Source organism: Frankia sp. AgKG'84/4 (assembly GCF_023242965.2).
GTDB lineage: Bacteria > Actinomycetota > Actinomycetes > Frankiales > Frankiaceae > Frankia.
Genome location: NZ_JALKFU020000106.1, coordinates 1 through 12,504 on the forward strand (window position 1 = coordinate 1; position 12,504 = coordinate 12,504).

13 protein-coding genes are annotated in these 12,504 nt (G+C 72.8%); 9 read left to right on the forward strand and 4 right to left on the reverse strand.

Annotation, left to right across the window (positions count from 1 at the left end):
• On the forward strand, positions 1–828 hold an 828-nt coding region (locus MXD58_RS09585), incomplete at its 5' end, for a GGDEF domain-containing protein (RefSeq protein WP_250609212.1).
• A 79-nt stretch (positions 829–907) separates the two neighbouring features.
• Here the strand turns inward: MXD58_RS09585 and MXD58_RS09590 are convergent.
• Positions 908–1,738 (reverse strand): bifunctional 5,10-methylenetetrahydrofolate dehydrogenase/5,10-methenyltetrahydrofolate cyclohydrolase, encoded by an 831-nt coding sequence (locus tag MXD58_RS09590; RefSeq protein WP_248840785.1) that lies wholly within the window; start codon positions 1,736–1,738, stop codon positions 908–910.
• 298 nt (positions 1,739–2,036) lie between these two features.
• Between MXD58_RS09590 and MXD58_RS09595 the strand changes: the two genes are divergently transcribed.
• Positions 2,037–2,204 carry a hypothetical protein gene (locus MXD58_RS09595; protein WP_250609214.1) on the forward strand — a complete coding sequence of 56 codons (168 nt, stop codon included), beginning with the start codon at positions 2,037–2,039 and terminating at the stop codon, positions 2,202–2,204.
• Here the strand turns inward: MXD58_RS09595 and MXD58_RS09600 are convergent.
• Positions 2,201–3,094 (reverse strand): TetR/AcrR family transcriptional regulator, encoded by an 894-nt coding sequence (locus MXD58_RS09600; protein ID WP_308301931.1) that lies wholly within the window; start codon positions 3,092–3,094, stop codon positions 2,201–2,203. The two genes, MXD58_RS09595 and MXD58_RS09600, sit on opposite strands and share 4 nt — an antisense overlap.
• A gap of 118 nt (positions 3,095–3,212) precedes the next feature.
• Between MXD58_RS09600 and MXD58_RS09605 the strand changes: the two genes are divergently transcribed.
• The 4 genes from MXD58_RS09605 (at position 3,213) to MXD58_RS09620 (ending at position 7,671) form a co-directional block, all read left to right on the forward strand.
• Positions 3,213–3,968, forward strand: a complete 756-nt coding sequence (locus MXD58_RS09605) for a glucose 1-dehydrogenase (protein WP_248840783.1) — start codon at positions 3,213–3,215, stop codon at positions 3,966–3,968.
• Between the two features lie 75 nt (positions 3,969–4,043).
• Positions 4,044–4,673, forward strand: a complete 630-nt coding sequence (locus MXD58_RS09610) for a PadR family transcriptional regulator (protein ID WP_248840782.1) — start codon at positions 4,044–4,046, stop codon at positions 4,671–4,673.
• Complete coding sequence (locus MXD58_RS09615; RefSeq protein ID WP_248840781.1) at positions 4,670–6,607, forward strand: flavin-containing monooxygenase; 1,938 nt, start codon at positions 4,670–4,672, stop codon at positions 6,605–6,607. The genes MXD58_RS09610 and MXD58_RS09615 overlap by 4 nt, the downstream gene beginning before the upstream one ends.
• Positions 6,608–6,669: 62 nt before the next feature.
• On the forward strand, positions 6,670–7,671 hold the full coding sequence (locus tag MXD58_RS09620) for an alpha/beta hydrolase (RefSeq protein WP_248840780.1): 1,002 nt from the start codon (positions 6,670–6,672) through the stop codon (positions 7,669–7,671).
• Here MXD58_RS09620 and MXD58_RS09625 read toward each other — a convergent pair.
• Positions 7,654–9,114: an MDR family MFS transporter gene (locus tag MXD58_RS09625; protein WP_308301932.1), complete on the reverse strand. Its 1,461-nt coding sequence runs from the start codon at positions 9,112–9,114 to the stop codon at positions 7,654–7,656. The two genes, MXD58_RS09620 and MXD58_RS09625, sit on opposite strands and share 18 nt — an antisense overlap.
• Positions 9,115–9,621: 507 nt before the next feature.
• Between MXD58_RS09625 and MXD58_RS09630 the strand changes: the two genes are divergently transcribed.
• Together MXD58_RS09630 and MXD58_RS09635 are read left to right on the forward strand one after the other, a co-directional pair.
• Positions 9,622–11,121: a cytochrome P450 gene (locus MXD58_RS09630; protein ID WP_248840779.1), complete on the forward strand. Its 1,500-nt coding sequence runs from the start codon at positions 9,622–9,624 to the stop codon at positions 11,119–11,121.
• A 39-nt stretch (positions 11,122–11,160) separates the two neighbouring features.
• Positions 11,161–11,613, forward strand: a complete 453-nt coding sequence (locus MXD58_RS09635; RefSeq protein WP_248840778.1) for a hypothetical protein — start codon at positions 11,161–11,163, stop codon at positions 11,611–11,613.
• A gap of 102 nt (positions 11,614–11,715) precedes the next feature.
• On the opposite strand, the gene MXD58_RS09640 is transcribed toward MXD58_RS09635, so the two are convergent.
• On the reverse strand, positions 11,716–12,225 hold the full coding sequence (locus MXD58_RS09640) for a pyridoxamine 5'-phosphate oxidase family protein (protein WP_250609216.1): 510 nt from the start codon (positions 12,223–12,225) through the stop codon (positions 11,716–11,718).
• A 33-nt stretch (positions 12,226–12,258) separates the two neighbouring features.
• On the opposite strand from MXD58_RS09640, the gene MXD58_RS09645 reads away from it, so the two are divergent.
• A partial coding sequence (locus tag MXD58_RS09645) for a helix-turn-helix transcriptional regulator (RefSeq protein WP_250609217.1) occupies positions 12,259–12,504 on the forward strand: 246 nt, incomplete at its 3' end.

Sequence of the window (12,504 nt, forward strand, 5' to 3'; positions counted from 1 at the left end):
GACCTCGGCCGGGCCGCCGGTCCCGACCTCGGCCGGGCCGCCGGCCACGGCGTCGGCCATCTCGCTGGCCACCTTGCCGGCCAGGGCGCCGGCCATCTCGCTGGCCATGGCGTCGATGCGACGCGGGCGGGGCGGTGCGTGCGGGCCCACCGGGACCGGCACGAGGCCCTGCCGGCGCGGATCGCCGAGCTCTGCTCGTCCGTCATCGTCGCGGTGCTGTGGGCGGCGAGCCCGCTGCTCCTGCTCGCGGTGCCGCCGCCGATGCTGGCGTTGCAGCGCAGCCTGGTGCACACCGACCTGCTGCACGCCGCCCGGTCCGACGCGAAGACCCGGCTCGCCAATCCCGCCTACTGGCGCCAGGTCGCCGAGCGTGAGCTGGGCCGGGTCGGCCGGTCCCGGCGGCCGATGTCGGTGCTGCTCGTCGACATCGACCACTTCAAACGGGTCAACGACCGGTTCGGGCACCTCGTCGGCGACATCATCCTGCTCGCCGTGGCCGACACGCTGCGTGGCATGACCCGGCCGCGGGACCTCGTCGGCCGCTTCGGCGGGGAGGAGTTCGTCGTCCTGCTCAGCGAGGTGGGCGGGGAACACGCACTCGACGTCGCGGAGCAGATCCGCCGCCAGGTCGCCCGCACCCGCTGCCGGCTCGACGGACACCCGCCGCTGTCGGTCACCGTCTCCGTCGGCGTCGCCACCCACACCCACCACGGGCCGCCGAGCGATCTCGCCACGCTGCTCGCTCGGGCCGACAACGCGCTCTACAGCGCCAAGGCCGACGGCCGCAACCGCGTCGCGTTCGCCGAGCCGCTGTTCACGTCGGCGTGACGCCCGGGAGCCCGCCGCGCCGGGCCCAGCCGCGGTGCGGCGGGCCCCTCGGCGATCCCCGGCGCAGCGAGGCTCCGGCTCAGCGGCGCTGCGCCGCCCGGATGGTGTTGCGCAGCAGCAGCATCGTGGTGACCGGTCCGACGCCGCCCGGCACGGGCGTCAGCGCGCCCGCGACCGGGGCGATGGCCGCGACGTCGACGTCGCCGACCTGGCCCGCCGCGGTGACCGCGGTGCCGACGTCGATGACCGTGGCGCCGGGACGGACGAAACCGGCGCCGACGAGCCCCGGCCGGCCCGTCGCGGCGACGATGATGTCGGCCTCGTGGGCGACGGTGACCAGGTCGGCGGTGCGGGAGTGGCAGACGGTGACGGTTGCGTCCTCGGCGAGCAGCAGCAGGGACACCGGCTTGCCGACCACCGGCCCGCGACCGATGACGCACGCGCGGGCACCGGCCATCGGGATGGCGGCGCGGGTGAGGATCTCCACCACGGCCGCGGCGGTGGCCGGTGCGAAGCCGGGCAGCCCGAGGGCGAGCCGGCCGAGGCTCGCCGGGTTCATCCCGTCGACGTCCTTCTCGACGGGAATGTGCTCACCGACCTCGCGGGAGTTCAGGCCCGTCGGCAGCGGGGTCTGCACGATGATCCCGTCGACCAGGGGGTCCGCCGCGAGCGCGTCGACCAGGTCGAGCAGCGCGGCCGGGCCGCCCGCCGGCTGGTGCGGCTCGCAGCGAACGCCGACCTTGCCGGCGGTCCGCTCGATGATGTGCGTGTAGGAGCGGGCGGCCGGGTCCGCCCCCGGCAGGACCACGGCCAGGGTCGGTGTGTGGCCGGCGACCATCAGCCGCTCGGCCTCGTCGATCACGTAACGGCCGATCTCGGCGGCCATGGACCGCCCGTCGAGCAACCTCATGCGGCCCTCCGCTCTGGTGTGCGTGGAAGATCACGGGCCCGCAGCGGCGCCAGGCCCAGGCGGGCGCGGTGACCACTGCCTACTCCGGGACCACTGCCTACTCCGGGACCACTGCCTACTCCGGTGCGCGATCGCGATCGCGGACGCGGTGCTGGCCGGACTGGTCGCGGGCCTGTTCGTACCGTAGCAACTCGACGCCGGCGCGTACCTGTGTCGGGTTACCCGTGGCGAGCCACGCGGCCAGCCGAGTCGGCCGCGTCCCCCCCCAGTCGCGAAACAACGAAGACGGACGACCACGATGACGGGCGCGGTGCCCGATACCTCTGCGCGGAGGAGCCGCCCGGCGGCGCCGCTGGTCATGCCCGGCGTGGTGTTCGGTCTGTCCGTGTGGAGGGTCCGGCTCGTCCGCTGGCTGGTCGCTCTGCGTGGCATGGTGTCCGACTGGTTCCCCTGGCAGGGCGCTTAGCGGGGGAGGTCGCGCAGGATCAGGTCGAGGCCGGCGAGGAACTGGGCCTCGTTGTCGTCGCGCAGGTGCGGCGCGACGTCGGAGAGGTCCGGATGCCGGTCGGCTGGCGGGCGCACCGCCGCGACCGGGCCGCCGTCGGCGCCCGCGCCGTCGCGCTCGACCGCGCGGGCGAGCTGGCGGGCCTCGGACAAGGTGTGACCGAGGGTGTAGAACAGCAGCGTCTGGTAGACGTTCGCCGCGTCGACGGGGTCCATGCCGGCCCGGTGCAGCTGCGCGACGGCGTGGTCGGAGCGCTCCCAGTAGGCGCCGACGCCCGGCGGGCGTCGCAGGACGAGCGGCGCCAGCGTGGGGTGGTCCAGCAGCGAGCGGCGTAGCTGGCGGAAGTTCGCCCGGATGTCGGCGCGCGGGTCGTCGGTCGCCGGCAGGGTCGCCGCACCGTCCCGCACGACGCTGTCGACGAGCGCGTCGAGCAGGGCGTTCTTCGTGACGAAGTGGCGGTACATCGCGGTCGGGTCGCACTCGAGGAACGCCCCGAGTGCCCGCATGCTGAAGGCCCCCGCGCCCTGCGTGTCGACGACCTGCATCGCGGCGGCCATCAGCACCTCGCGGGACAGCGTGCCGCGCGGCAGGCGCCGCGAGCGGCGCTTGCGCTGCCCGCCCGCCGTCTCGGGCCTCGCCGTCTCCCGTTCTGCCGGTTCCCGTTCCGGCGACTGTGGTTGCGCCGGTTCCCGTTCCGGTGTCTCCGGTTGCGCCGTCTCGGGTCCCGGGGTCCTGCGCCCAGCGCGGTCCGCTTCGGTGCCGCCCGGGACGGGTCCAGCGCCGGTGTCGGTGCCGGTGCCGGTGCCGGTGCCGGTGTCGGTGCCGGTGTCGTCCGGGCCTGAGTCCTGCACGTTGTCGTCGATGCCACCATGATAATCAACGACGTTGACGTTGTCTCGTGGGCCGCATAGTCGTTAAATCGGCCTACCGACCTCGTTCGGGGCGGTAGCTGCGGAGGTGGGAGGTTCTGTGGGCGGTACGGGTGGCCGACTGGCCGGCAAGGTCGCGATCATCACGGGTGCGGCGCGCGGGATGGGCGCCCAGGAGGCGCGGCTTTTCGCCGCGGAGGGCGCCCGGGTCGTGCTCGCGGACGTGCGTGACGACCTGGTGGCCGAGGTGGCCGAGGAGTTAGGCGATGACGTCCGGGCGCGGCACCACGACGTGTCGCGGGCGCAGTCCTGGGCGGACGTCATGGAGTACACGCTCGCGGAGTTCGGCCGCCTCGACGTCCTGGTGAACAACGCCGCGGTCCATCATCTGGCGACCATCGAGACGGAGACGGACGACGGCTTCGACAGGATCGTCGCGGTGAACCTGCGCGGCACGTTTCTCGGGATCCGCGCCGCCATCGAGCCGATGCGGGCCAGCGGCGGCGGCTCGATCGTCAACATCTCCTCGACCGCGGGCCTGCGGCCGTACTGGGCGCATGGTGCGTACGCGGCGTCGAAGTTCGGCGTCACCGGGCTGACCCAGGTGTCGGCCCTGGAGCTCGGGTCGCACGGCATCCGGGTGAATTCGGTGCATCCGGGCCCGATCGCGACGGACATGCTGCCGACGCCGGAGAACTCCGCCCGGTTCGACGGCCTGCCCGTGGGCCGGGTCGGCCAGCCGAACGAGGTCGCCGAGGCCGTGTTGTTCCTCGCCTCCGACGCGTCGTCCTACGTCACCGGGGCCCAGCTGAAGGTCGACGGCGGCGAGACCGCGGGCCGGGTGCCGCAGGTCTGACCGGATCATCCATCTGATGTGTCGTATGTCACAATGTGACGGCCACGATATGTCAAACAGTTATATGTTTCTGCTGTGCTCTCCGCGACCGGATACGCCGTCCTCGGGCTGCTCTCGTTCGGCGAGGCGCTGTCGGGATACGACCTGAAGCGATGGGCTGACCACAGCCTGCGTTATTACTTCGCGAGCCCGGCGCAGTCGGCGATCTACACCGAGCTTCGCCGGATCGAGGAGCTGGGCCTCGTCGAGGCGGTCGGTGCCGTCGAGGGGCCGCGGGGGCGCCAGCGCTACCGGATCACCGAGTCCGGGCGCGCGGCCCTCGCGGCCTGGGTCGGCTCCGAGCCGACGCCGCCGACCATGATCAAGGACCATGCCCTGCTCAAACTGGCCATCGGCCACGTCGCCAGTCCGGACACCGTGCGCGCCGTCATCGCCGCCGAGCAGGCGGCCGCACAGGCGCTGCTCGAGCAGGTCCGGTACAGCGCGACCCGCGCCGAGGTCGCCGGGCTGGGCTACGTCGGGCTGGTCGAGCGCTGCTGCGAACGCCTGGCCGCCGCCCGCGTGGAGGCGTTCCGCGACCTCGCCGACGCCCTCGCCGAGGGTGTCGCCCCCCTTCCGGACGACGCCGACGACACCGCCCGCTGGGCCCTGCGCAGACCCGCGCCCGGCCAGCGGCCCACGGAGGCGCAGGAGAGACAACAGTGACACGCAACCCGTATGCCGGGGAACCGTTCTCCGAGGATGCCGAGGCGATCACGGCGGCGTTGGCGGACGTCAGCGTCCCCGCGCTGATGTGCTCGCTCGTCCATCTGACGGGGGATCCGTCCTGGATCCGCGGTGAGATCGGGCCGCGGATGGCCAACGCCCCGGACATCCAGAGCGGGATGCCGGCCGAGGAGCAGGCCGAGATCCGCCGCCGCGCGGTGCCGGCGATCCTCGCCTACCGCGACGCGGGCTGCGTGCCGCACGAGCCGACCCCCGAGCTGCTCGGCGAGATGTTCGCGTTCATGGGCCGCCGGCCCGTCGAGGGCTCGTTGGCCGGCCTCTTCCTCGACGACCTGCAGTTCGACGGCCGCGACCACGGAGAGATCACCTGGGGGGACGAGATCCCCGCCGAGGTGAAGGCGACCTCCGATGTCCTGGTCATCGGCGGCGGGATGGCCGGGATCCTCGCCGGCATCCGGCTGCGGCAGGCCGGCCTGCCGTTCACCATCATCGAGAAGAACGCCGGCCCCGGCGGGACGTGGTGGGAGAACCGCTACCCCGGCGCCCGCGTCGACATCGCCAGCCACCAGTACTGCTACTCGTTCGAGCCGTCGCATCTGTGGAGCGAGTACTACTGCCAGCAGCCTGAGCTCGCGGCGTACTTCCGTGCCGTCGTCGACAAGTACGAGCTGTGGCCGCACTTCCGCTTCGACACCAGCGTCGACCAGCTCACCTGGGACGAGGCGGACGCCCGCTGGGAGGTGCGGATCAGCGGCGAGGACGGTGCCGCGGAGACCCTGCGGGCGCGGTTCGTCATCTCCGCGGTCGGCTCGCTGAACATCCCGAGGCTCCCCGACATCCCCGGGATGGACACCTTCGCGGGGCGCTCGTTCCACTCCACCCGCTGGCCCGCGGATCTGGACCTCACCGGCACCCGGTTCGCCCTGGTCGGCGCGGGGGCCAGCGGCTTCCAGATCGGCCCGGCGATCGCCGACACGGTCGACCAGCTGACGATCTTCCAGCGGACCGCGCAGTGGGTCATCCCGAACATGCTCTACCACCGGACGGTGCCGGCGGGGGACCGGTGGGCGCTGCGGCACCTGCCGTTCTACGGCCGGTGGTTCCGGTTCATCGTGTCGTTCTCCGGCATCTCCGCCGGCGTCGAGCCCTACCGGATCGACCCCGACCACAGCGACGTGACGTCCCGCTCGATCAACGCGGGCCACGCGCAGCGCGCCGAACTACTGCTGGGCTGGATGACCTCGGTGATCGGCGACCGCACCGACCTGCTCCCCAAGATCACGCCGGACTATCCGGCGCTCGGCAAGCGGGTGCTGCAGGACGACGGAAGCTGGCTGTCGACCCTGCGCCGGGCAGACGTCGAACTCGTGCGCACCGGGATCCGCCGCATCCGGCCCGACGGCATCGAGACCGTTGACGGCACCTTCCACCCGGTCGACATCATCTGCTACGCCACCGGCTTCCGGCACAATGACTTCCTCGCCACCATGACGGTCACCGGCCGCGACGGGGTGTCGCTGCGCGAGCAGTGGGGCGACGAGCCGATGGCGCACCTCGGCATCACCGCGCCGAACTTCCCGAACCTGTTCTGCCTGTACGGGCCCGGCACGAACCTCGCCGCCGGCGCGAGCCTGTTCTACCACGCCGAGTTCCAGACCCATTTCGCGATGGACGCGATCCGCCAGACCCTCACGGCCGGCGCCAGCGCCTGCGAGGTGCGGCCCGAGGCGCTCAAGGAATACAGCGAGCGATACCAGAACGAGATCTCCCAGCTCGTCTGGTCCCACTCGTCCATCACACACAGCCACTACAAGAACCCCGCCGGCAAGGTGTTCACGCTGTCGCCCTGGGCGTTGGACGCCTACTGGGCCTGGACCCGCCAGCTCGATCCCGACGAGTACCGGATCGCCTGAGCCGTTGGTCTCCCGGCCCCGCCGGGACCTGATCGTCGCCGCACACGACAAGGGAGAGTGGCATGACCGCGTCTGGCGAGCTGGACCGTGACAGGGAGTGGCGGGACGTGGCGGCCGGGCCGCCGGTGCCGTTCGACGCGGAGCTGGCTGCCGTGCTGGAGACCATCGCCGAGTACGTCCCGCGAACGATAACGGCCGAGCAGATCGCCACGTTCCGCCAGCGGATGGCGGCCGCGGGGTCCAACGACGAGCAGATCGTCCGCGACGGGGCCTTCACCGTCGAGACCGCGACGGCGCCCGGTGAGCCCGACGTGTCGCTGCTCGTGTGCCGGCCCAGCGCCGTGCCAGAACCGGCCGCCGCCGTCTACTTCATGCACGGCGGCGGCATGGTGTTCGGCGACGCCCGCTCCGGCGTGCGCGAGCCCCTCGACTGGGCGCAGGAGCTGGGCCTCGTCGTGGTCTGCCCGGAATATCGGCTCGCGCCGGAGCACCCGCACCCGGGGCCCGTCGACGACTGCTACGCCGGCCTGCTCTGGACGGCCGGCCGGCTCGCCGAGTTCGGCGTCACCTCCGGGCGCCTGCTCGTCGCCGGGACCAGCGCCGGCGGCGGACTGGCCGCGGCGCTCGCGCTGATGGCCCGCGACCGTGGCGGTCCCGCGCTGGCCGGTCAGCTGCTGCTCGGCCCGATGATCGACGACCGCAACGACTCCGTGTCGGGCCGGCAGATGGCCGGCCTCGGGGTCTGGGACCGGACGTCGAACGCCACCGGCTGGGCCGCCCTGCTCGGCGCGGCGAGCGGCACGGACGACGTCAGCCCGTACGCGGCGCCGGCGCGGGCGAGTGACCTCTCCGGCCTGCCGCCGACGTTCATCGACGTCGGTGCCGCGGAGACCTTCCGGGACGAGGACATCGCCTACGCGGACGCGATCTGGCAGGCGGGCGGATCGGCGGAACTGCACGTCTGGCCGGGTGCCTACCACGGCTTCGACCAGATCATGCCCGAAGCGGCGGTCTCCCGCGCGGCCAGGGCGGCCCGGGTGAGCTGGCTACGCCGCCTGCTCTGAGGCGGCGACCGCCCGCCGCGTCGGCCGGGTACGGACCCGGCGGACGCGGGTGTGTTCGGCGTCCACGTCGTGGATGGACAGCGCGGCGACGGCGCCGATGAGGGCGAGGCCGGCGGCGACGAGCAGCGCCACGTGATAGCTCATGAGATTGGGTGCGGTGCCGGCGCCGACGACGTGGGTGGTGCCGACGGCGGCGAGCGCGGTGGAGAGCACCGCGATGCCGACGGCCCCGCCGAGCTGGCGTTGGGCGTTGAACAGGGTCGACGCCCGGCCGGTCTCGGCGGTGCTGATCCGCGCGAACGCCGCGGCCTGCGTCGGCACGAACACGTGCGACATCGCGTAGCCGAGGCCGAACATCGCCAGCCGCATCCACCACAGGTTCGTTCCCGCGCCGACCAGCGCCATCACCGCGGCCATCGCGCCCACGCCGAGCAGCCCACCGATCATGACCCGGCGTGGACCGAACGCCGGATAGAGCACCCGGCTGGCGACCTGCGAGCCGATCATCACCCCGACGGCCTCCGGGAACGTCGACAGGCCCGAGTTCAACGCCGTCAGGCCGAGCCCGTCCTGGAAGAACAGCGCGACGATGTAGAGGGTGCCGAGGAACGCGGCCGTCGCGAGGAACATCACCACGTTCGTGGACCGGAACAACCGGTCAGCGAACAGCCGCAGGTGCAGCAACGGCGCCGAGGCCCGCAGCTGCTGGGCGACCAGCGCCGCGAGCAGCACCGACCCGACGGCCAGCGCGGCGAGGATCAGCGGCGAGCCCCAGCCGCGCTCCGGACCCTCGCTCACCCCGACGATGACCAGGCCGAACCCGGCCGCGGACAGCAGGAAGCCGGGCAGGTCGAACCGGTCGGCGCTGGACTCACCGTCCCTGGGCAGGAAGGTCAGCCCGAACGCCAGCGCGAACACCCCGATCGGCAAGTTCACGAAGAACACCCAGCGCCACGACAGGTCGGTCACCAGCAGGCCGCCGAGCACCGGGCCGAGCGCCGGCGCGAACGCGGTGGGCACCGTGAGGATCCCCGACGCCCGCACCCGCTCGTTCGGCGGGAAGGCGCGGAACAGCATCGCCATGCCCGTCGGGGTGAGCAACCCGCCGCCGACGCCCTGCAGCACCCGGAACGCCACCAGCTCGCCGAAACTGGTCGCGATCCCGCACAGCATGGACGCGATCGTGAACAGCGCGATCGCGACGAGCAGCGTGCGCCGGCCGCCGAAGCGGTCCCCGACCCAGCCGGACGCGGGGATCACCACCGCGAGGCTCGCCAGGTAGCCGACGGAGATCGTGCCGAGCGCCGCCGGCGAGACGTCGAACTCCCGCCCCAGCGTCGGCAACGTGACGTTGACGATCGTCACATCCATGATCGACATGAACATGGCTGCCACGAAAACGACACTCACGGCTACTTTGGGATTGCGCGGCGACAGACTCACAGTTCTCTCAAGGTAGTTGACGTTCGCTAACTTCCGGCCGGCCGGCCCCCGCCGCGGTGACTGTCGTCATGCCGGCCGCAGGTCGGGACGTCCCCGCCCGTCCGCAGAGCAACCGACCCGGTCAACAAGCGGGACGTCTACACGTGGCTGCGCGTGTACGTACACGCGCGCGTGTGGACGTCACCGGTCGCGTGTAGAACTACGCGCGGCGCGTGTGGACCGTCCAGCGATGACCGCCGCTGGGCATCAGCGGCCCGTCGTCCAGGGCGAGCTGGCGCAGCAGGCGCGACGCCTGGAAGGCCGCCCGAACAGGATCCGAAGGCTGGTCGGGCCTGGTGTGGGCCGCTCGGCGTCCTGCCGCGCGCCACCGGCCTGCGCGGGTGCCGGCCGTCGGCGCACATGTCCCTCACATCGGTCGCGGCACCCCCTCTCATCCCGGCCTGGTGCTCTTGGGACCACCCGCCCGCAGACGTCTCGCCTGCGAGGGGCCCCTGAAAGGACGCAGTGATGAGCCGAACCTCCCCGCTCGCGGCCGCCCCCGTCGCCTCATCCCCGACCAGACCGGCCGGGCAGGCACCCGGGCCGGACCTCGGCCCGGTCGAGGCGATCCGGCGGCTGCGGGCCGATCCGCTCGGCCGGCTCACCGAGCTTGGCCGCGACCACGGGCCGGTGGCGCGCCTGACGAGCTGGCCGGTGTCGGCGTACCTCGTCACCGACCTGGACGCGATCGCCGACGTCCTGGTCAGCGGGCACCGCGTCTACGCGAAGGGAGCCGTGCGCCGGGGTCCCGGGGCGCGGCGGACCGTGGTGCAGCCCCTCGCGCTGCTGCTCGGCGAGGGGCTGCTCACCAGCAGCGGCGACGTCCACCGTCAGCAGCGCCGGCTGATGCAGCCGCTGTTCCACAAGCAGCGGATCGCCAGCTACGTCGACACCTTCGGGGCCACCGCCGAGGAGACCGTCGCCGGCTGGCGCGACGGCCAGCATCTCGACGTGCACGCCGAGATGACCGAGATGACCCTGGCGATCGTCACCCGGACCTTGTTCGGCGTCGACCTCGACAGCCAGTTCGCCGACATCATCCGCACCGCGCTCGACCAGGTGATGCCCGCCGCCCGCCGGGCCACGATGCCCGGGTTCACCACCCTGGAGCGCCTCCCGCTGGGGGGCTCCCGTCGACGCCGCGAGGCGACCGCCGCCATGGACCGCGCGATCCACGAAATGATCGCCGCCCGCCGCGCCACCGGCGCCACCGGGGATGACCTGCTGTCCCTGCTGCTCGCCGCCCGCGACGCCGACACCGGCGCGCCGATGAGCGACACCCAGATCCGCGACGAGGCGCTGACCCTCCTGCTCGCCGGGCACGAGACCACCGCCAACGCGCTGGCCTGGACGTTCCACTTGCTCGGCGACCAGCCGCAGGTGCTGGCCACCCTGCGCGACGAACTCGACGAGGTACTGGGCGAGCGGCGCGCCACCGCCGACGACGTGGCGAAGCTGACCTACTGCAACGCCGTCCTGATGGAGGCGATGCGGCTGTACCCGCCGGTCTGGGCGATGGCCCGCCACCTCGTCGAGGACCGTGACATCGCCGGCCATCGCCTGCCGGCGGGCTCCACGGTGGTGATGAGCCAGTGGGTCGTGCACCGCGACGAACGCTGGTGGCCGCGGCCGGAACGCCTCGACCCCACCCGCTGGACCAAGGCGCGCACCGCCGGTGCCGCCGGGACGCCGCCGCCGGCCAGCACGGGAGCCCGGCACCGCTTCGCCTACTTCCCGTTCGGCGCCGGCCCCCGCCAGTGCATCGGCAACACCTTCGCCCTCACCGAAGGCGTGCTTGCGCTGGCCAGCATCGCCCGTCACTGGTCGTTCACCCCGGCGACCAGCACACCCGTCACCCCGGTTCCGATGGTCACCCTGCGCCCGAGGAACGGGCTCCCCATGATCGCCCATCGCCGGCAGGAGGAATCCCCGCTGCCGGCCGGCCCCACCGCACCGACCCGTGGCTGACATTCCCAGGGCCCGCGGGCCGCTGCCGTTCTGGGGCGGATGACCGAAGCCGAGCCGAGCGCGGAGCGGACGGATGAGCCGCCGTCCGACGACCAGGGTGCGTCACCGCACCGCACCCAGAGCCTGAGCGAGATCGCGCTGGCCGGGTTCACCGGCTGGCTCGGTCGCGAGGTCTTCGGCGGCCTGCTGGTGCGCCTGTTCAGCCGCGACGCCGAGGGCACCCTGACCGAATACCGCAGGCGCAGCGTCGTCAACGGCGAACCGGACCGGTTCGAGACCGACAGCTACGTCGCCACCTTTCTGGACGACGCGGGCCGGACGCGATCGGCGTGCGCTACTGCCGGGAGCCCCGCGGACCGCCATCGCCCACGCCGCCACCGGTTGCGCGGCGCCGATCGGCTACCTGGCGATCCTCGCGGCCCACGCCATCCTGACCGCCCTGACCATCCAGACCACCCACCTGGTCTTCGGCTGAGTCGGCCCTCTGAATGACTGCGCTGCCCAGCCGTGTCCGGACCAGACTTCACGTCTCAGCCACCGCCGCAATCAGCTCCAGTCGGATGTTCCGCAGGCGGCGGCCCCTCGTCGGGGCCGTCAGCTGCGGCGTTGGACGCGCAGGGCAGGGTGGCCCGGGCGCCAGGTGGTCAGGATGATCTCCCCGGCGGCCTCGTCGACGGTGGTGCGGACGACCTCGGTCAGCTCGACGCGGAACAGGTCGAACGGTTCCGGTGGGGAGACGGCGTCGGCGAAGCGGGCCATCGTCGCCGGATCGTCGACCCAGCGGGCGAATCCGGCGATCCGGACGTCGCCGCCGCCCATGCCCGTGCCGGGGCCGGGGTTGGCGGACAGCGCGAACCGGGGATCGCGGCGCAGGTCGTCGGCCTTGCGGGCGCCGGGCATGCTGCCGAGCCACAGCTCACCGAGTTTGAAGTTGGTCTCGATGCCGCTGGTCCGCGGGGCACCGTCGGCGCGCAGCGTGGCCAGGACATGGTGGCGGAAGGCCGCGAACCGGGTGGTCACGGTCTCGGCGAAGGCGGGCTGGGCGGTCTCGAAATCGTGCCAGGACGTCGTCACCGCGCCATCGTGACGCATCAACAGTGACATCCCCTGTCACCGTTTCGCGCCTAGCATCCACTCGTGCGATCGAGCCGGCTGACCGCGTTGCTGCTGCACCTGCAGGCCGTGCGGCGCTCCACGGCGGCCCGGCTCGCCACCGAGCTGGAGGTCTCCGTGCGCACGGTGCGCCGGGACCTCGCCGCGTTGCAGGACGCAGGCGTGCCGCTGTGGACCGAGCCGGGGCGCGGCGGCGGGGTGCGGCTGCTCGACGGCTGGCGGACCGACCTCGACGGGCTGACCGGGCCGGAGGCCGCCGCCCTGCTGCTC

Bases quoted from the DNA above. Each gene is read 5' to 3' on its own strand.
- MXD58_RS09635 (WP_248840778.1), top strand. From the start codon at position 11,161: ATGACCGAAGCCGAGCCGAGCGCGGAGCGGACGGATGAGCCGCCGTCC.
- MXD58_RS09640 (WP_250609216.1), bottom strand. From the start codon at position 12,225: ATGTCACTGTTGATGCGTCACGATGGCGCGGTGACGACGTCCTGGCAC.
- MXD58_RS09595 (WP_250609214.1), top strand. From the start codon at position 2,037: ATGACGGGCGCGGTGCCCGATACCTCTGCGCGGAGGAGCCGCCCGGCG.
- MXD58_RS09590 (WP_248840785.1), bottom strand. From the start codon at position 1,738: ATGAGGTTGCTCGACGGGCGGTCCATGGCCGCCGAGATCGGCCGTTAC.
- MXD58_RS09620 (WP_248840780.1), top strand. From the start codon at position 6,670: ATGACCGCGTCTGGCGAGCTGGACCGTGACAGGGAGTGGCGGGACGTG.
- MXD58_RS09630 (WP_248840779.1), top strand. From the start codon at position 9,622: ATGAGCCGAACCTCCCCGCTCGCGGCCGCCCCCGTCGCCTCATCCCCG.